This is a genomic window from Micromonospora auratinigra (genome assembly GCF_900089595.1).
In the GTDB taxonomy this organism is placed as follows: domain Bacteria; phylum Actinomycetota; class Actinomycetes; order Mycobacteriales; family Micromonosporaceae; genus Micromonospora; species Micromonospora auratinigra.
This window is the reverse complement of sequence record NZ_LT594323.1, coordinates 6,061,742-6,080,157: the sequence shown is the minus strand read 5'-3', so window position 1 is coordinate 6,080,157 and position 18,416 is coordinate 6,061,742. Positions and strand designations below refer to the sequence as shown.

The 18,416-nt window shown below is 74.5% G+C and carries 18 protein-coding genes; 6 read left to right on the top strand and 12 right to left on the bottom strand.

What is annotated here, in order from left to right; all coding sequences use genetic code 11:
- Nucleotides 1-71 precede the first annotated feature (71 nt).
- Nucleotides 72-1,415, bottom strand: a complete 1,344-nt coding sequence (locus GA0070611_RS27745) for a class I SAM-dependent methyltransferase (RefSeq protein ID WP_091670872.1) — start codon at nucleotides 1,413-1,415, stop codon at nucleotides 72-74.
- Nucleotides 1,412-2,797, bottom strand: coding sequence for an FAD-binding oxidoreductase (locus tag GA0070611_RS27740; protein ID WP_091670867.1), 1,386 nt, complete (start codon nucleotides 2,795-2,797; stop codon nucleotides 1,412-1,414). Before GA0070611_RS27740 ends, GA0070611_RS27745 begins: the two co-directional genes overlap by 4 nt.
- Nucleotides 2,798-2,891: 94 nt before the next feature.
- Between GA0070611_RS27740 and GA0070611_RS27735 the strand changes: the two genes are divergently transcribed.
- From GA0070611_RS27735 to GA0070611_RS27725, 3 genes are read left to right on the top strand one after another with little or no spacing between them, the layout of a single operon-like run.
- A complete protein-coding gene (locus tag GA0070611_RS27735; protein ID WP_091670864.1) occupies nucleotides 2,892-3,362 on the top strand; it encodes an aminoacyl-tRNA deacylase in 471 nt (156 codons plus the stop codon).
- Nucleotides 3,363-3,401: 39 nt separating this feature from the next.
- Nucleotides 3,402-3,686, top strand: coding sequence for a DUF427 domain-containing protein (locus GA0070611_RS27730; protein WP_091670861.1), 285 nt, complete (start codon nucleotides 3,402-3,404; stop codon nucleotides 3,684-3,686).
- Nucleotides 3,687-3,742: 56 nt separating this feature from the next.
- Complete coding sequence (locus GA0070611_RS27725; RefSeq protein WP_091670858.1) at nucleotides 3,743-4,453, top strand: RICIN domain-containing protein; 711 nt, start codon at nucleotides 3,743-3,745, stop codon at nucleotides 4,451-4,453.
- A 1-nt stretch (nucleotide 4,454) separates the two neighbouring features.
- On the opposite strand, the gene GA0070611_RS27720 is transcribed toward GA0070611_RS27725, so the two are convergent.
- Complete coding sequence (locus tag GA0070611_RS27720) at nucleotides 4,455-5,747, bottom strand: MFS transporter (protein WP_091670855.1); 1,293 nt, start codon at nucleotides 5,745-5,747, stop codon at nucleotides 4,455-4,457.
- Nucleotides 5,748-5,800: 53 nt separating this feature from the next.
- On the opposite strand from GA0070611_RS27720, the gene GA0070611_RS27715 reads away from it, so the two are divergent.
- The gene (locus GA0070611_RS27715) at nucleotides 5,801-6,805 is read left to right on the top strand and encodes a GlxA family transcriptional regulator (RefSeq protein WP_091670852.1); all 1,005 of its coding nucleotides are present in this window, start codon (nucleotides 5,801-5,803) and stop codon (nucleotides 6,803-6,805) included.
- Nucleotides 6,806-6,887: 82 nt separating this feature from the next.
- On the opposite strand, the gene GA0070611_RS27710 is transcribed toward GA0070611_RS27715, so the two are convergent.
- The 9 genes from GA0070611_RS27710 to GA0070611_RS27670 form a co-directional block, all read right to left on the bottom strand.
- Nucleotides 6,888-7,364, bottom strand: a complete 477-nt coding sequence (locus GA0070611_RS27710; protein WP_091673535.1) for a hypothetical protein — start codon at nucleotides 7,362-7,364, stop codon at nucleotides 6,888-6,890.
- A gap of 162 nt (nucleotides 7,365-7,526) precedes the next feature.
- A complete protein-coding gene (locus GA0070611_RS27705; RefSeq protein WP_091670849.1) occupies nucleotides 7,527-8,117 on the bottom strand; it encodes a hypothetical protein in 591 nt (196 codons plus the stop codon).
- Nucleotides 8,118-8,702: 585 nt separating this feature from the next.
- A complete protein-coding gene (locus GA0070611_RS27700) occupies nucleotides 8,703-10,655 on the bottom strand; it encodes a vWA domain-containing protein (protein ID WP_091670845.1) in 1,953 nt (650 codons plus the stop codon).
- 3 nt (nucleotides 10,656-10,658) lie between these two features.
- Nucleotides 10,659-12,104, bottom strand: coding sequence for a magnesium chelatase (locus tag GA0070611_RS27695; protein WP_091670842.1), 1,446 nt, complete (start codon nucleotides 12,102-12,104; stop codon nucleotides 10,659-10,661).
- Between the two features lie 37 nt (nucleotides 12,105-12,141).
- Nucleotides 12,142-13,254, bottom strand: a complete 1,113-nt coding sequence (locus GA0070611_RS27690) for a hypothetical protein (protein WP_231921242.1) — start codon at nucleotides 13,252-13,254, stop codon at nucleotides 12,142-12,144.
- A 76-nt stretch (nucleotides 13,255-13,330) separates the two neighbouring features.
- On the bottom strand, nucleotides 13,331-13,981 hold the full coding sequence (locus tag GA0070611_RS27685) for a response regulator (protein WP_091670838.1): 651 nt from the start codon (nucleotides 13,979-13,981) through the stop codon (nucleotides 13,331-13,333).
- Nucleotides 13,978-15,234 (bottom strand): sensor histidine kinase, encoded by a 1,257-nt coding sequence (locus tag GA0070611_RS27680; RefSeq protein WP_197675808.1) that lies wholly within the window; start codon nucleotides 15,232-15,234, stop codon nucleotides 13,978-13,980. The genes GA0070611_RS27685 and GA0070611_RS27680 overlap by 4 nt, the downstream gene beginning before the upstream one ends.
- A gap of 146 nt (nucleotides 15,235-15,380) precedes the next feature.
- On the bottom strand, nucleotides 15,381-15,878 hold the full coding sequence (locus GA0070611_RS27675; protein ID WP_091673530.1) for a hemerythrin domain-containing protein: 498 nt from the start codon (nucleotides 15,876-15,878) through the stop codon (nucleotides 15,381-15,383).
- Between the two features lie 5 nt (nucleotides 15,879-15,883).
- Nucleotides 15,884-16,852 (bottom strand): aldo/keto reductase, encoded by a 969-nt coding sequence (locus GA0070611_RS27670; protein ID WP_091670835.1) that lies wholly within the window; start codon nucleotides 16,850-16,852, stop codon nucleotides 15,884-15,886.
- A 66-nt stretch (nucleotides 16,853-16,918) separates the two neighbouring features.
- On the opposite strand from GA0070611_RS27670, the gene GA0070611_RS27665 reads away from it, so the two are divergent.
- Both GA0070611_RS27665 and mgrA read left to right on the top strand, forming a co-directional pair.
- A complete protein-coding gene (locus GA0070611_RS27665; RefSeq protein WP_231921241.1) occupies nucleotides 16,919-17,386 on the top strand; it encodes a GNAT family N-acetyltransferase in 468 nt (155 codons plus the stop codon).
- Nucleotides 17,387-17,396: 10 nt separating this feature from the next.
- Nucleotides 17,397-18,386 carry an L-glyceraldehyde 3-phosphate reductase gene (gene mgrA / locus GA0070611_RS27660; protein ID WP_091670832.1) on the top strand — a complete coding sequence of 330 codons (990 nt, stop codon included), beginning with the start codon at nucleotides 17,397-17,399 and terminating at the stop codon, nucleotides 18,384-18,386.
- Nucleotides 18,387-18,416 lie beyond the last annotated feature (30 nt).

The window sequence follows — 18,416 nt, the reverse complement described above, 5'->3', positions numbered from 1 at the left end:
CCGACCTCACCGATCACACGACGACGAGAGGCCGCGCGGAACGCGCGGCCTCTCGTGGCGTACGGATCTGGTCAGGGCGTCCAGTCGGGGCGCAGCGGGTAGCCGTTGACCCCCTGCGGCCCGTTGTGGGTGGCGAGCACCTGGTGCAACTGGATGCCGTTGCGCTCGAAGGCCATCCGGGAACCGGCCATGTAGAGGCCCCACACCCGGGCGGTGCCCGGACCGACCTCATTGACGCAGAAGTCCCAGTGCTCGACCAGGTTGCGGCACCAGCCGGCCAGGGTCAGCGCGTAGTGCTGGCGCAGGTTCTCCTCGTGGTGCACCTCGAACCCGGCGTCGTGGATCTCGCTGATCAGCCGGCCCGGCCCGGCCAGCTCGCCGTCCGGGAAGACGTACCGGTCGATGAACGCGCCGGAGCGGTGCGGGGCGCGGTTGTCCGCCCGGGTGATGCAGTGGTTGAGCAGCCGCCCGCCCGGCTTGAGCCGGCTGCGCAGCGCGCCGAAGTAGGCCGGGTAGTTGCGCACCCCGATGTGCTCGGTCAGGCCGATCGACGAGATCGCGTCGAACTGCTCCCGCGGCGCGTCCCGGTAGTCCAGGTGACGCACCTCGGCCAGGTCGCCGAGCCCTTCCCGCTCGATCGCCGCCTGCGCCCACTGCGCCTGCTCCCGGGAGAGGGTGACGCCCAGCGCCTTCACGCCGTACTCCCGGGCCGCGTGCCGGACCATCCCGCCCCAGCCGCAGCCGACGTCGAGCAGCCGCATCCCCGGCTCCAGCGCCAGCTTGCCGGCGACCAGGTCGTACTTGGCCCGCTGCGCCTCCTCCAGCGTGTCGTCCGGAGTGCGGAAGACCGCGCAGGTGTACGTCATCGACGGGCCGAGCACCTTCTCGTAGAAGGCGTTGGAGACGTCGTAGTGGTGCGAGATCGCGGTGCTGTCGCGGGTACGGGAGTGGCGCAGGCCGTTCATCACCCGCTTCCAGCGCGGCGCGGCCTCCTGCGGCGGGGGCGGCGGCGGCAACAGCCGCTCCCAACCCAGCCCCTTCACCAGGGCCAGCGCCTCGGCCACCGGCGGCAGCCGCAACGGCATCTCGTCCTTGAGCACCTGCAACGCCTCGTACGGGTCGCCCGGGTGCACCCCTTCCAGGCCCAGGTCACCGCTCACGTACGCGCGCGCCATGCCCAGGTCGCCCGGGGCGGTGAGCAGGTAGGACAGGCCCCGCTCGGAGCGGATCTCCAGGGTGATCCCGGCGTCGGCCGGGCCGACCGCGCTGCCGTCGTACCCGGTGACCCGGACGGGCAGGGTGCCGCTGGTCACCGCGCGGACCACGTCGGCGACGGTCGGGCCGCTCCGCCGGCCCCCCGCCGGCGGTCCGGACGGGGCGCCGGTCGCCCCCTGTTCACGGTCGATCAAGCTCACTGTCGTGCCACCGCCTTTTCGTAGAGTCCCGTGAGCCGGTGGTCCGGGTCGTACCGGTCCCGCACGGCGCGCCACACCGCACCGCCGTAGAGCCGGTCGAACTCGTCCCGTTCGTAGTAGGCGTCGGAGTAGAGCGACTTGTGCCCGCCCGCCTGCGACACCGCGTGCTCGATCGCCCGGTTGACGTCACCGTCCGCGGCGTCCTCGCCGATCGGCACACTCCCCCAGAAGCCGATGTTCACATACGTTTCGCCCGGTTGCAGCGGATATAGCGGCCAGGCCCGCGCGGATCCCGGGCCGGCCGGGTCGCGCAGCCGCAACGGGCAGAGCCAGACCGGGTTCATGCCGACGTCGCGGGCGAACCAGCGCAGGAAGTCGGGCGTGCCGTCGAGCGGGATCTCCACGTCCTGCACCACCCGCTCCCGGGCCGGGCGGCCCCGCCAGCGGTCCACCCGGGCCGCCACCTGGTGGCGGTGCTCCAGCCGGACCAGCCGGTGGTAGAAGTCGCTGCGCCGGTAGCGCTGCGGCCAGAGCCGGCGGACCACCGGGTGCTGCACCCCGAACGCGGCCGAGCACCAGAACCAGTCGGTGTCCCAGCGCCAGAGATAGTCGTACGCGGTGAGCACGTCGCGGGTGCGGCGGCGCAGCGAGCGGTAGTAGATGTCCTGACCGGTGTAGTCGCTCGGCCGCTGCGGCGCGTCGTCGGTGAACGTGCCGAGGACCAGGTACGCCTCGCCGGGGCTGAACATCACCCCGTCCATCGCGTCGACCGGGTCGCCCGCCCAGGAGCCCTTGGCGACCACCTCGCCGATCGCCTCGGTCAACTCCTCCAGCCGGGTGAAGCGGACGTTGCGCAGCGCCACGTACCGGCGGACCGGTTGCAGCTCGATGCGCAGCCGGGTCGCGTAGCCCAGGCTGCCCAGCGAGTTGGGGAAGGCGCGGAACAGCTCCGCGTGCTCCCCCTGCGGGCGGGCGGTGACGATCTCGCCGGAGCCGGTGAGCAGGTCCATCTCCAGCACCGACTCGTGCGGCAGCCCGTTGCGGAACGAGGTGGACTCGATGCCCAGCCCGGTCACCGCGCCGCCCAGGGTGATCGTGCGCAGCTGCGGCACCACCAGCGGCATCAGCCCGTGCGGCAGGGTCGCGTCGACCAGGTCCTCGTAGGTGCACATGCCCTGCACGTCGGCGGTGCGGGCGGTCGGGTCGACCGCGAGCACCCCGGTCAGGCCGCTCACGTCCAGCCCCGGGGCGCGGGGCGCCGAGCGGGGGCGGAACAGGTTGGAGGTCTGCTTGGCCAGCCGTACGGGCTCCCCGGCGGGCACTGCGGCGTACGAGCGCCGGAGCGTGTCCACCGCCCGTTCATGATCACGGACAGCGTGCATGAGATCACCTTAAGCCCCGGACCAGACAATTGGGGGGACGACCACAGTGGCGGTTCGGGGTCGTGCCGGCGACGGCCGGGTTACCGTGGCGGGCATGTCCACCCCCGCGCTCGCCGCCCTCGACGCCGCCGGCCTGCCGTACCGGGTGATCCGGCACGGGCCGGTCGGCAGCCTCGCCGAGGCGGCCCGGGCGCGCGGCGTGGCGGTGCCCGACGTGGTCAAGACGATCGTGGTGCGCCGGGGCGCGGACGACCACCTCTTCGTGCTCACCCCCGGCGACCGGGTGATCTCCTGGCCGAAGCTGCGGGCCCTGCTCGGGGTGAGCCGGCTGTCCATGCCGGACGCGGCGGCGGCGAAGGCCGCCACCGGCTACGCGCGCGGCACCATCACCCCGTTCGGCGCGCACACCGCCTGGCCGGTGGTCGCCGACGAACGGCTGCGCGGGCGGGAGATCACGCTGGGCGCGGGCGAGCACGGGACGGCCGTGGCAATCGACGCGGACGCGGCGCTCGCGCGACTCGCCGCCACCGTCGCCGACGTCACCGACCCGGAGCCGGCACGCTGACCGGTGGCCGGCCCGGCCACGGCGGCATAGCGTGGGGACATGCCGAAAGCCGTCTGGAACGACCTGATCGTCGCCGAGAGCGACGACACCGTGGTGGTCGAGGGTAACCACTACTTCCCCCGCGCGGCGCTGCGCGACGACCTGATCCGCGAGTCCGACACCCACACGGTCTGCCCGTGGAAGGGCACCGCCTCCTACTACACCCTGGAACACGACGGCCGGACCAGCGCGGACGCGGTCTGGTACTACCCGGAGCCCAAGCCGGACGCCGACATGGTCCGCGACCGGGTGGCCTTCTGGAAGGACGTGCAGGTCCTCGACTGAGCACGCTCCGTCGAGGCGACTGGCCATCGGCGGTCGCGGTGGGTCAGGATGCCCCTATGGCCGATCCGCACACCGACCCGCCCGGCACCGTCTACGGTGCCCGCCGTCCCGGGCGGCCCGGCCTCCCGCAGGACCCGCTGATGCGGATCGCGCTGGGCGTCGCCCTGGTGGGCGTACTGCTGGGGGCCTTCTTCGCCACCGGCGTGCTCGGCGGTGGCGGCGACCGGCCGGTGGTGCCGGCCGCCGCGGTCACCGCCGCGCCCGGCACCGCGCCGCCGCCCACGACGGAGGCCGCCCCCACCACGGAGGCCGCGCCGACGCCCAGCGCCGCGCCGACCACCCCGGCCGCCCCGGCGAACCCGGCCAAGGCGTTCAAGTCGGTCCCGTCGGGGCTCTGCCTCGGCCTGGAGAGCGACCAGCAGCAGGCGAAGGCGCAGCTCGCGCCCTGCACCGGCGGCCCGGAACAGCAGTGGACGGCGAGCCAGCTCGCCCCCGACGCGGTGGTGCTCACCGTCGCCGCCTACGGCCAGTGCCTGGAGGTCGAGGGCGGCAGCGGCGACGACGGCGCGAAGCTCCAGCAGGCGCCCTGCACCGGGCAGCCGCACCAGCAGTGGCGGGCCCAGCCCGCCGGCCCGGGATCGGTGCTGCTGGTCGCCGTGCACAGCGGCAAGTGCGCCCAGGCCGAGGGGGCCGGCACCCAGCCCGGCACGAAGCTGGTGCAGGCCCCCTGCTCCGGCGCGCCCGAGCAGCAGTGGAGCGCCGGCTGAGTCAGCCCCGGTAGCTCCACGCCCGACGGGGCACCGCCACCGGGAGCACGACCACCGGCTGCACGGCGCGCCGGCGCAGCAGCAGGGAGAGCCCGGCCGCGCCGATCGACAGCGCGCCCGCCACGTACCAGGCCGGGGCGTAGTCGCCCAACCGGTCCCGGACCAGCCCGGCGGCGGTCGCGGCGAGCGCCGCGCCGAACTGGTGGGCGGCGAAGACCCAGCCGAAGACCACCGCGCCGGACTCGCCGAACCACTCCCGGCACAGCGCCACCGTGGGCGGCACGGTGGCCACCCAGTCCAGGCCGTAGAAGACGATGAAGACCAGCATGCTCGGTCGGGCCGTACCGGCGAACAGGCTGGGCAGCACCAGCAGCGAGGCCCCGCGCAGCGCGTAGTAGGCGCCGAGCAGGAGCCGGGCGTCCACCCGGTCGGTCAGCCAGCCCGAGGCCACCGAGCCGGCGATGTCGAAGATCCCGACCAGGGCGAGCAGGCCGGCGGCGGTGGTCTCGGCCATGCCGTGGTCGTGCGCGGCCGGCACGAAGTGGGTGCCGACCAGCCCGTTGGTGGTCGCGCCGCAGATCGCGAAACCGCCGGCGAGCAGCCAGAACTGCCGGGTCCGCGCGGCGGCGGCCAGCGCGCCGACCGCCCGCGCCGCCGCCCCACCGGTGACCGGCGGCCGGACCACCTCGGTCGCCCCGTAGGCGGGCAGCCCCAGATCCGCCGGGTACTCGCGCAGCAGCCACCCCACCAGGGGTACGACCGCCAGCGCCGCCCCGGCCACCACCAGCGCCGCCACCCGCCAGCCGTGGTCGCGGACCAGCACGGCGAGCAGCGGCAGGAAGACCAGCTGCCCGGCCGCCCCGCCGGCGGTCAGCACGCCGGTGACCAGGCCCCGGCGGCGGACGAACCAGCGCCCGGTCACCGTCGCCACGAAGGCCAGCGCCATCGAGCCGGTGCCCAGCCCGACCAGGACGCCCCAGCAGAGGATCAGCTGCCAGCTCGCGCGCATCCACACGGTCAGCCCGCTGCCGAGGGCCACCAGCACCAGCGCGGCGCAGACCACCCGGCGGATGCCGAACCGGTCCATCAGCGCGGCGGCGAACGGCGCGGTCAACCCGTACAGCAGGAGGTTGACCGAGACGGCGGCCGAGATGGTGGCGAGCGGCCAGCCGAACTCGGCGTGCAGCGGGTGCAGCAGCACCCCGGGGGTGGCGCGGAAGCCGGCCGCGCCGACCAGCGCGACGAAGGCGACGCCGGCCACGAGCCAGGCCGGATGGAGACGGTGTCGGATCACCCTCCGAGTCTCCGGGGATGGCGGCCGTCCCGACGAGTGGCCGGAAAGCCAGCATGCGCAATAATCGGGCCATGACCTCGACACCGCACCGGATCGCGGTGCTCGCCCTCGACGACGTGGTCGGCCTCGACCTGGGCACCCCCGCCCAGGTCTTCGGCAGCGCCCGCACCGAGGACGGGACGCCCCTGTACGCCGTCGACACCTGCACCCCCGGCGGCCGGCCGGTCCGCAGCAGCGCCGGCTTCCAGGTCCTGCCCGAGCACGGGCTGGAACTGCTCGACCGGGCCGACACGGTGGTCGTACCCGGCGTGCACGGCGGCCCGGCGATGACCGACGGCACCCTCGACCCCGAGGTCGCGGCGGCGCTGCGGGCCGCCCACCGGCGCGGCGCGCGGATCATGTCGATCTGCACCGGCGCGTTCGTGCTGGCCGCCGCCGGCCTGCTCGACGGCCGCCCGGCCACCACCCACTGGGCGTACGCGGACCGGTTCCGCCGGCTGCACCCCGGCGTGGACCTCGACCCCGAGGTGCTCTTCCGGGACGACGGCACCGTGCTCACCTCGGCCGGGGTGGCCGCCGGCATCGACCTCTGCCTGCACGTGATCCGCACCGACCACGGCAGCGCGGTGGCCAACCGGGCGGCCCGCCGCTGCGTGGTGCCACCCTGGCGCGACGGCGGCCAGGCCCAGTACATCGAGCGGCCGGTCCCCCGGGCCGCCGAGGCGGGCACCGCCGCCACCCGGGAGTGGGCCCGGGAACGGCTGCACGAGCCGGTCGCCCTGCGCGACCTGGCCGCCCACGCCCGGATGAGCGTGCGCACCTTCACCCGGCACTTCCGCTCGGAGACGGGGCTGAGCCCGGCGCAGTGGCTGCTCCAGCAGCGCACCGACCACGCCCGGCTGCTGCTGGAGACCACCGACCTGAGCGTCGACCAGGTCGCCCGGCACACCGGCTTCGGCACCACCGCCGCCCTGCGCCAGCACTTCCACCACCGGGTCGGCGTCGCCCCCACCGCCTACCGGCGCACCTTCCGGCGCACCGAGGCGACGCCGCACTGACGCGCCCACGCTGCTCTCCCGCCGGTGGCCGACCTGCGCGGGTCAGGCCGTGGCTCTCCCGCCGGTGGCCGACCTGCGCGGGTCAGGCGAGGTGGGGCTGGCGGCGGAGCGCGCGCAGCTGCGCGAGGTGCATCGGCAGGTGCACGCGGGTGTGCAGGTCCAGCACCCGGCCCCAGGGCAGCGAGTCGTCGACGTCCAGGTCGAAGCCCTCGCGCAGCACGGTGTCGACCGGGGTCTCGGCGGCCGGGCCGAGCCGGTCGGCGAGCGCGCAGAGCTTCTGGCTGGTGGCCCGGAGCAGGGCGGCCAGCCCGTCCAGCCCGCCACACTCGGAGACCAGCGCGTCCAGTTGCGGCCGGTGGATGGTCTCCAGGTCGTAGTACGCGAACGGCGAACCGGCCAGCACCGCCTCGGTCGCCTCGCTCATCAGCTCGTCGTTGGCCGCCAGGTGCGCCACGATCTGGTCGGCGCCCAGCTCACCCTCCTCGGGTGGGCCGAACCCGCCCGCGTCCACCTCGGCGAACACCGCCTCGTACGCCCGCCGCAGCGCGGCGGCGTCCACGTCGTCCATCCCCGCATCCAACCCTCGCCCAGGGCGACCGCGCCGCGCCTACCCGGTCGGGTTCACCCACACGGGGTCGTGTCGCCGGTCCCGTCCGGGTGCACAGACGCCGCCGGCCGGCACCCCGTGTCCGGGGTGCCGGCCGGCGGCGTTTTGTGATGGTCAGCTGTTCCAGTGCTGGGCGACGAGGTCGGCGGCCTGCTGCTCCCACTGCGCGTACGCGTCCGGGTAGGCCGAGACCTGGACGGTCTGGGCGGCCTCGGTCAGCGGCATGTCCTGCCACCCGTCGACCTGCTTCAGACCCTTCTCGAACGCCAGCGTCGCGTACTCCGGGTCCGTGATCTGCTCCGGGCTGCCCCAACCACTGGAGGGGCGCTGCTGGAACAGGCCCAGCGAGTCGTGGTCGTTCTTGTCGCCCAGGTGACCCAGGTTCTCCAGCTTCGACTCCTGCAGCGCGGTGGCGATCGAGATCACCGCGGCCCGCTCCGGCAGACCCGCCTTCTTCGTCGCCGCGATGATCGCCTTGACGTTGGCGGTCTGCTCGGCGTTCAGATCAATCTTCGACTGCGCGCCCTGCACACCGTGCGGGATCAACTTGCCCATCTCCGGCTTGTCCGCGCTCTGCACCACGGCGACGGGCTTCGCGTCCTTGACCGGGGCATCGGCGTGGGCCGCGAGCGGACCACCGAACACACCACCAACGAACGCCAGACCAGCAACACCGAGCACGCTCTTACGAATGATCGTGTTCATGGGAAAAGCTCCATTCGGGGGTCGACGCACACGGGGGGGTGTGCGCAAGCACCACGTCAGGCGCTCAAGAAAGTCTCGGGGGGATCCGGCAGCTCGCGGGGCGGGGGCCTCTTCGCGACGCCGGGACCAGATGTAACGACCGGCGGTCCACCGTCATTCCCCGGCGGGGCCACCCCGTCGGGCGGGGCGGGTCCTGCTCGGCCGTTCACCCGGATACAACGACCCCACCCCCGCCACCATTCCGCCCCCACGGTGCCCCCGACCACACCCACGAACCGGACATCCGTGCCTGATCACGACAGCCGCCCCACCCGCGCACGGATCCCGGTGCTGAACCGCCCCGGGAGGGCCGATCCGTCCCAAGATCCCGCAGGGCACGGGCGGCAACGGCGGTGAGTGGAACGCCATGGAGGTCCAACGAGGGCTGAGACAGCAATGACGTTCCACCGACGGCTGACGCCCCAGCCGCGAGGCAGGGACGAAACCTGACAAAGAACGCCGATCGGACACCAGGGCGCCGGCCGGCGGAGACGACGACGGGGCGCCCACCCGCGAGGGCCGAGGCGTGCCGGGATCGGTGGGAGGTCAGCGGCGGCCGTGGCGGGCGCGGAGGTAGTCGGAAACCACGTACTCGCCGAGGTCGTCCAGGTCGGGGGTGAACATCCGGCCCTTCGACCGCCGGGCCACCGCGTCCACGAACCGGCGCAGCCCCGGGTCGTCACCGAGCATGAACAGGTTCAGCGTCGCCCCGTACCGGGTCAGCTTGTCCACCTCCCGCACGGTCGCCTCGATGGTCTCGGGCAGCGGCGGCCAGTGGAAGTACGCCTCGCCGTCCTCCGCGTCCAGGTGCGCGGTGGGTTCGCCGTCGGTGACGACCAGCACCACCGGCTCGGCCCCCGGGTGCCGGCGCAGGTGCCGCCCGGCCAACCGGAGCGCGTGCTGGAGGTTGGTGCCCTGCCGCATGTCCGGCTCGACCGCCGCCAACTCCTGCTGGGTCAGCGTGCTGGCCTCCAGGCCGAAGCCGACGATCTCCAGCGCGTCCTGCGGGAACCGGGTCGCTATCAGGTGCGACAACGCCAGCGCCGTCTGCTTCATCGGCCCCCACCGACCCTGCGAGATCATCGAGTACGACAGGTCGACGCAGAGCGCCACCGCCGCCGACGCCCGCCGTTCGGTCTCCACCACCTCGAAGTCCTCGACGGCGAGCTGGAGCGGCACCGAGGGGCCGGCCCGGCGTACCGCGCGGGTGAGGGTGCGCACCACGTCGAGGGGTTGCTCGTCGCCGTACTCCCACTGGCGGGACGCGCCGCTCACCTCGCCGGCCGCCCCGGCCGAGCGCAGGTCGTGCTGGCCGCGCGGGCCGGCGGTCAGGTCGGCGAAGACCCGCCGCAGGGCGGTGCCGGCGAGCCGGCGCAACGCCTTCGGGCTCAGCGTCAGGCCGTCCGCGTCCCGGCTCACCCAGCCCTGCCGGCGCAGCTCCCGCTCCAACTCCTGCAACCGGCGTACGTCGTCGGCGGCGTCCCGGCCCAGCGTCCGGGCCACCGCCTCGACGTCCACGTCGTCCAGGGTGGCGCCCGGCTGGTCCTGGTCGAGCGAGTCCAGCAGCTCGTCCAGGTCGGCGATCTCGCCGAGCGCCCCGGTCGCCTCGCCGTACCCGAGCGGCTGCTCGCCGCGGATCCGCTCGCCACGCTGCCAGCCGAGCTCGGGGCGGAACGCCCGCAGGTGACCGTCGAGCCGGGACAGCTCCCCGGACAGGCTGTCCCCGAGCGACTGGCGCATCAGCCCGGCCAGCTCCTCGCGCTGCCGGTCCGACAGCGACCGCATCAGCCGTTCCCCGGCGGCGGCCCGCCGGGCCAGCACGTCGACGAGTTCGTCCACGTCCTTCGGCTGCTCCGGGAAGAACTCGCCGTGCCGGCGCATGAACTCGGCGAACGCGTCGGTGGTGTCCTCCGAGCGGGCGTGCCGGTCGAGCAGGTCGTTGAGGTCGCGCATCATCTCGGCGAGCTGCCGCTGGGCGGCCGGGTCGCCGGCGGCCCGCGCCGCGTCGCGCAGCCCGGCGAACCGCTGCTGGAGCACCTCGCCCCGCAACCCGTCGAGGATCCGCTGGTAGTCGGCCCGGGCCTCGGCGCTGACCCAGTCGTACCCGGAGAGTTCCTCCACCGCGCGGGCGGTGGAACGCGGCAGGTTGTCCAGCACGGCCTCGGCGAACCGGGCCTCGTCGCCGTCGCGGCCGCGCAGCTCCTCCCGCTCGGCGGCCAGGGCCTGGTCGAGCAGCGCCCGGGCCCGGGTCACCGCCCCGTCCAGGTCGCCCCGGCGCAGCGCGTCCCGACGCATCCGCCGGGCCCGGGCGGCCAGCTCGTCGAGGCCGCCGCGCCCCTGCGGGCCCCGGCGCAGCAGGTCCCGCAGCGCCTCCCGGAGACTGCCGCCCGCCAGCACCTCCGCGCCGACCGCGTCCACGGCGGCCCGCACGTCGTACGGCGGGGCGAGCGGATCGGGGCCGCCCCGCCACTGCCCGTACCGGAACCGGTTGCCGGTCACGCCTCAGCCCCGGCCGCCGTAGACGGTCCGCCCGGACTCGGTGACGTCCTTGCCGAGCCGGCGGGTCAGGTGCAGCCCTTCGAGGACGAACTCCACCCCGGCGGCGGCCTCCTCGGAGGTGGGCGCGTCCCCCAGGCCCAGCCGGTCCAGCACCTTGGCCAGCCCCGGCACCGTGCCGACCTGGCGCAGCAGCTCGGCGGAGGAGACCAGCTCCCCGGTCTCGATCACACCGCCCTCGGCGACCAGGGTGGTGAAGCCGGACAGGTCCAGCCCGGCCAGCCGGCCCCGGAACGTCTCGGCGGTGGCGGTCCGCAGCAGGTGCCCCAGGATCTCGATCTCCCGCCCCTCCTCGCCGCTCTCGAACTCCACCTTCCCGCGCAGCGTCGAGGTCACCGAGGCGGCGTCCCCGACCCGGGCCACCGGCGCCTCGCGGGAGGCGGCGGCGAGCAGGCCGGAACGGCGCAGCGCGGCCGCCGCGACGGTCTCCGCCGCGGCGATGGCGAACCGGGCGGAGACACCGGAGCGCGGATCCACCGACGGCGACTCCCGGACCGCCCGGGCGAAGCGGGCGAGCACCTCCAGCACGTGCTCCGGCACGGCGGCGACCAGGTCGGCCTCCTGCCGGATCAGCGCCAGCTCCAGGTCGAGGTCGACCGGGTAGTGGGTACGGATCTCCGCGCCGAAGCGGTCCTTGAGCGGCGTGATGATCCGGCCCCGGTTGGTGTAGTCCTCCGGGTTGGCGCTGGCCACCAGGAGCAGGTCCAGCGGCAGCCGCAGCTGGTAGCCGCGCACCTGGATGTCCCGCTCCTCCAGCACGTTGAGCAGCGCCACCTGGATGCGTTCGGCCAGGTCGGGCAGCTCGTTGACGGCGAAGACCCCCCGGTTGGTACGGGGTACGAGCCCGAAGTGGATGGTCTCCGGGTCACCCAGGGTGCGGCCCTGGGCGAGCCGGATCGGGTCGACGTCACCGATCAGGTCACCGACGCTGGTGTCCGGGGTGGCCAGCTTCTCGCCGTACCGCATCGAGCGGTGCAGCCAGCCGATCGGCAGCTCGTCGCCGCGCTCGGCGACCAGCGCCACCGAGGCGGGGGTGAGCGGGTGCATCGGGTGCTCGTTCAGCACCGAGCCGGGGATCACCGGGGTCCACTCGTCGAGCAGCGCGCCCAGCGAGCGGATCAGCCGGGTCTTGCCCTGGCCGCGCTCGCCCAGCAGCACCATGTCGTGGCCGGCGAGCAGGGCCCGCTCGACCTCGGGCAGCACCGTGTCGTCGTAGCCGACGATGCCGGGGAAACGGTCCTCGCCGGAGCGCATCCGGGCGAGCAGATTGTCGCGGATCTCCTGCTTGACGGTGCGGTAGTGGTGGCCGGTGGCCCGCAGCGCGCCGAGCGTGCCCGGCAGGTCGGCGGGCGGGACCGGGGAAACCTCGTGGGGAGCGGTCACCCGACCCACGCTATCTCGCCCGGACGACGTCCCGCCCGCTTCCGGATCACCGGGCCGGCACGACCGGCGCGACCGGCCCCGGCCCGGCCCGCACGATCGGCGCGACCGGCCCCGGCCCGGGTCGCCCGCAGTCGGCGCACGTCCCGCGCCGGCGGAGGTGGTACGCCAGCGTCGCCGCGCCCAGCGCCGGCCCCCAGAGCGGCCAGAGCACCATCGGGGCGACCGCCGCGCTGAAGCCACCCATGATCCGCCAGAACTCCGGCGCGGTGAGTTCACCGAGGCACCCGGCGGTCACCGCGACCGCCACCAGGCCGGCCGGGACGACGGCGAGGCGCGGCGGCACCCGCCGCCCGGCCAGCCCCGGCAGCCACCTGGGGAAGACCTCGCCCCAGCGCTGGACCAGACCGAGGGTGAGCACCGCGCCGACGGTGGCGAAGGCGGCGAGTCCGGCCCCGGCCCAGACCAGCCCGGACTCCTGCATCTCGGTGAGGAACTCCCGGGAGATGCCGAGCGGCACGCCCAGCGCCCAGGCGAACCGGGTGGCCGCGTACACCAGGGGGATGCCCGCCGCGGTCCACGCCGCCCAGCGTCCCCAGCGGGCGGCGGCGGCCGGGGTGGTCCAGCCGGCGTCCGTGCCGTCGCGGCCGCACGCCGGGCAGGCCCCGGCGGTACGCCGCTGCCAGGCCAGCACGGCGGCGGCGAGCAGCAGCCCGGCGACCAGCGCGGCGACCTTGGCGCCCAACGTCCAGTCGACGAGCTGGGCGTAGTCGACGGGCGGCCAGCCGAACGGCAGGCCACCGATCAGCATCGGCAGGTAGCCGAGGATCACCAGCACCCGGATGTCGGGCACCACCACGGCCAGCAGGACGGCTGCCGTCCAGCCGTACCCGAGCAGCAGGGCGCGCAGCGGGCGGGACGACCGGGTGGTGCCCACGGTGGCGAGCGCGACCACCGCCGCGCCGAGCAGCACCACGGCGAAGACCGGGGGCCCGTAGCGCACCGGCAGCAGCCGCAGCAGGCTCGCGTCGCCGTGCGCGTCGTTGGCCCCGAACGGGTAGCCGCGGCCGGTGAGCGTGCCGACCAGGGCGACCACGGCGCCCAGCCCGAGCCAGCCGGCGGCCAGCGGGGCGGTCCAGTGGCGGATCGATGTCGTCGTCATGGTTCCACCCTCGACCGGCCGGGCCCGCCGGCCCTCCCGCCGGGGCGGGGACCTCCTCCCCCGGCCGTGGGACCGCTCAGCCGGTCGGCACCACGAACCCCGACTCGTACGCGGCGATCACCGCCTGGGTGCGGTCCCGCACCCCCAGCTTGGCCAACACGTTGCCGACGTGCGTCTTCACCGTCTCCACGCCGACGACCAACTGCTCGGCGATCTCGGTGTTGGACAGCCCGGTCGCCATCAGGCGCAGCACCTCGGCCTCCCGGTCGGTGAGCCGCGCCGCGCGCAGCCCGTCGCCGCCCCGGCTGCCGTACACGCCGACGAGCTGGCGGATCGCCGCCGGGAAGAGCAGCGACTCACCGGCCGCCACCACCCGGATCGCCTCCACCACCTCGGCCGGGCGGGCCCGTTTGAGCAGGAAGCCGCTGGCGCCGGCGCGCAGCGCGTCGTAGACGTACTCGTCGTTGGCGAAGGTGGTGATCACCAGGACCCGGGGCGGGTCGGCGGAGGTGGCGAGCAGCCGCCGGGTCGCCTGGATGCCGTCGATCGCCGGCATCCGGACGTCCATCAGCACCACCCGGGGTCGCAGCTTCGCCACCAGCGGCGGCACCTCCGCGCCGTCCCCGGCCTCACCCACCACCCGCAGGTCGGGTTGGGCGTCCACGATCGCCCGCAGGCCGACGCGGATCAGCTCGTCGTCGTCGACGATCAGCACGTCGATGGTCATCCGGACTCTCCCCTCGGCACCGGCAGCGACGCCCGTACCCGCCACTGTCCGCCGTCCGCGCCGGCGTCGAGCCGGCCGCCGAGCAGCAGCACCCGCTCCCGCATGCCGGTCAGCCCACGACCGCCCCCGGGGCGCGGCGCGGTCCGGCCCCGTACCCCGTTGACCAGCTCGATCTCCAGGCCGGGACGGGACCCGTCGCGGGGTACGTCCACCCGTACCGTCACCGGCCCCCGACCGTGCCGGGCCGCGTTGGTCAGTCCCTCCTGCACGATCCGGTAGCCCTCCCGGGAGACCGCGGCGGGCAACGTCCCGACCGCCCCGTCGACGTGCGCCCGCACCTCCAGCCCGGCGGCACGGGTGTCGGCGACCAGCCGGTCGAGCTGGTCCAGGGTGCGCTGCGGCGCGATCGGCGCCGGCTCGCCGGCGGACTCCCGGAGCAGCCCGAGCACGTGGTCGAGGTCGTCCATGGCGCGGCGGCTGGTCTCCTCGATGGCCCGCAGCGCCCGTCGGGTGAACTCGGGGTCGCTGTCCAGCAGCTCCCGACCGGCCCCGGCCTGCAGGGTCGCCACGGTCAGCGCGTGGCCGACCGAGTCGTGCAGCTCACGGGCCAGCCGGTTCCGCTCGGCCAGCCGCACCGTGCGCGCCTCCAACGCGGCGATCCGTTCGCCCTGCGACGGGCCGAGCAGCACCGGGGCCATCGACGCGGCCAGCGCGCCCAACCCGGCCACCGCGTAGCCGAGCGCGACCAGCACCACCACGCCGGTCAGCGTCGCCACCGCCGGGTGCAGCTCGACCAGCGGCCCGGCCCCGGAGTACGCCGGCCCCAGCCCCACCCCGAACTGGTGCACGATGAACACCAGCGCCATCGGCAACGCGCTGATCGCGGCGAACATCACCGCGCCCCCGGTGACCAGGTGCATCGCGATCCAGAGCGCGGCGCGCAGCCGGGTCTCCCGGTCGATCCGCTGCCCGACCACCGGGGCCGGCAGGTCGACGTCGAGCAGGGCCCGCGCGGCGGCGATCTCCAGCGCCCGGCTGCCGCCCAGGAAGACCGGCACCGTGGCGATGCCCGCCCCCACCGCGACCAGCACGAACACGATCGTGCGGGGCACCTCGCCCCGGGTCAGCATCTGCGCGAAGGTCGCGGCGAGCAGCCCGTACGGCAGCGCGAGCACCCCACCGAGCAGCAGGAACACCGCCCGCCGCCAGGTGCTCGCCCGCACCAGCGGCCGCACCACGACCGGCCCCTTCACCCGCCCATTGTCCCGCCCACCCCGCCCCACCGACTCCCCCACCAAGGGGAGATCCCCCGCCCCCACCCACAGAGGCAGCCCGGGGCGGGTCACCCCGGTGGGTCACCTCAGGTGCGGTCGTGGTCGACCGGAACCCCAGGAACCGCTCAGCGATGATCAGCGACGTACGAGGACGGGTCCTTGTCGGAGAAGGACAGATTCCGGCCGTTCTTGTGCTCGCCGTAGAAGCGCAACCAGCGCGCCCCCAGCTCGGCCCGCAGCTCCACCCCCGCGTGCCGGCGGAAGTCGGGCAGCGCCTCGTCCTCCTCCTCGGCCAGGTGCTCGCTGTTCTCCCGGCGGGCCCGCCACACCGCCGCCCACCAGGCCTCCGAGCCGACCTCGTGCAGTTTCGACTCGGCGATCGCGTCCCGGATCTTGTTGTGGTCGCCGATCGCGTCCTCGGTCTCGTCCTCGCCGTCGTCACCGTGCTTGACCAGGTGCGGGTAGAGGATCGCCTCCTCCGCCTCGGCGTGCACGTCCAGGTGCAGGGCGAGCGCCTCCCAGATCGCCAGCAGCTCGGCGGGGTCGCGGGCGTCGTCGAGCCGGGCGAAGCCGCGCCGGAAGGCGGCGTGGTCGTCGAGGATCAGGGCGGTGATGTCGTCCATCGTGGTCACCTTCCGGCGCGGGCGCGGATCAGCTGGGGTACGGCGGCCAGCCCGGTCACCGGGCGGAACGCGTGGGCGGCGGCGACCAGGGCGGCGTACTCGTCGTCGGCCAGGTCGATCTCGGCGGCGGCGGCGTTGCGTTCCATCTGCTCCACGCTGGACGCCCCGGGGATGGCCACCACGTTCGGGTGGCGCAGCAGGTACGCCAGCGCGATCTGGCTGGGCGTGGCGTCGTGCGCGTCGGCGACCGCGCGCAGGGTGGCGATCAGCGTGGTGCCGCGCTCCAGGTTCACCGGCAGGAAGTACGGGTTGGCCCGGCGGACCGCCCCGCTCGGCGGGTGGTGCGCGTCGTAGCGGCCGGACAGGAAGCCCTGCGCCAGCGGGCTGTACGCGATGACGATCCGGCCGGCCTGCTCCGCGTACGGGATCAGGTCCTGCTCGGGCCCGCGGTCGAGCATGCTGTAGCGGACCTGGTTGCTCAGCACCCGGCGGCCGAGCGCGGCCTCGGCGAACCGCCAGCGGCGCAGGTTGTAGTTGCTGACGCCGACCTCGCCGACCAGCCCGACGTCCTGCAACGCGCGCATGCCGCGCATGGTGGGCAGGTCGGAGACCACCGGGTTGGGCTGGTGCACCTGGTAGAGGTCGATGCCGGCGACGCCGAGGCGGGCGGCGGAGGCGACCGCGCGCTGCTGCACCACCGGGGCGAGCGGCAGCACCGGGAAGATCTTGCTGGCCACCACCACCTTCGCCCGGTCCTCGCCGAGCGCCGCGCCGAGGATCCGCTCGCTGCGGCCGAAGCCGTACAGCTCGGCGGTGTCGAAGAGGGTGACGCCGAGGTCGAGCGCCCGCCGGACGATGTCGGCGGCCCGGCGCTCGTAGTCGGCGCCGTAGCCCCACTCCTTGGAGCCGAACTGCCAGGTGCCGAGACCGATCTTGGAGATGGGCTTGGGAGTGTCGAGCTGGACGAAGCGCATGGCCTCGAAGCTACCCGCGCGGGCCTTCCGGCACGCCCGATCCGGGCGTGCCGGCACAATGGCCAGGTGGACCTGCTCATCCGGCCCGCCCGCCCCGACGAGGCGGCCGAGCTGACCGAACTCGCGCTGCGCTCCAAGGCCCACTGGGGGTACGACGAGGCGTTCCTGACCCGCTGCCGGGCGGAGCTGACGCTCACCCCCGCGGACGTGACCGCCCGGCAGGTCACGGTCGCCGAACGGGACGGCCGGGTGGTGGGGCTGGCGGTGCTGGCCGGTGACCCACCGGAGTTGGAGCTGGACATGCTCTTCGTCGACCCGCCGGCCATCGGCACCGGCGTCGGCCGGGTGCTGTTCCGGCACGCGGCGGCGACGGCCCGCGCCGCCGGGGCCCGGTCCCTGCGGATCGAGGCCGACCCGGGCGCGGTGCCCTTCTACCGGCGCGTCGGCGCGGTTCCCGCGGGCACCTCGGTCTCGCCGTCCACCGGGCGGGAGCTGCCGCTGCTCCGCTACAACCTGTCCGCCGGGGCCGACTAGGGTCGGTGGGGTGACCTACCTCGCCGCTGATCAGCGTTACGACTCGATGCCCTACCGGCGCAGCGGGCGCAGCGGGCTGCGCCTGCCGGCGCTCTCGCTGGGGCTCTGGCACAACTTCGGGCCGGACCGGCCGTACGAGCGGCAGCGGGACATCGTCCGGCGCGCCTTCGACCTCGGGATCACCCACTTCGACCTGGCCAACAACTACGGCCCGCCGCCCGGCGCGGCGGAGGAGAACTTCGGGCGGATGCTCGCCACCGACCTGAAGCCGTACCGGGACGAGCTGGTGATCTCCAGCAAGGCCGGCTACCTGATGTGGGACGGCCCGTACGGGGAGTGGGGTTCCCGCAAGTACCTGGTCTCCTCGCTGGACCAGTCGCTGCGCCGGCTGGGCCTGGACTACGTCGACGTCTTCTACTCGCACCGGTTTGACCCGGACACCCCGCTGGAGGAGACGATGGGCGCGCTCGACGCCGTCGTCCGCGCCGGCAAGGCGCTCTACGTCGGCATCTCCAACTACGACTCGGCGCAGACCGAGCGGGCCGCCGCGATCCTGCGTGACCTGGGTACGCCGCTGCTGATCAACCAGCCGTCGTACTCGATGCTCAACCGCTGGGCCGAGCGGGACGGCCTGCTGGACACGCTGGAGAAGGAGGGCGCGGGCTGCATCGCGTACAGCCCGCTGGCGCAGGGCCTGCTCACCGACCGCTACCTGGGCGGCATCCCGGCCGACTCGCGGGTGCGTACCAGCGTCTTCCTCAACGAGAGCGACCTGACCGAGGAGAAGATGGCGACGATCCGCGGCCTGGCCGCCGTCGCCGAGCGGCGCGGCCAGAGCCTGGCGCAGCTCGCGCTGGTCTGGGCGCTGCGGGACCCGCGGATGACCAGCCTGATCATCGGGGCGAGCAGCGTCGAGCAGCTGGAGGGCAACGTGGCCGCGGTGACGAACCTCGACCTCTCCCCCGACGACCTGACCGAGATCGACCGCCTCCTCGGCTGAACCACCCCCGACCGCCGGTCGGGAAGGGCC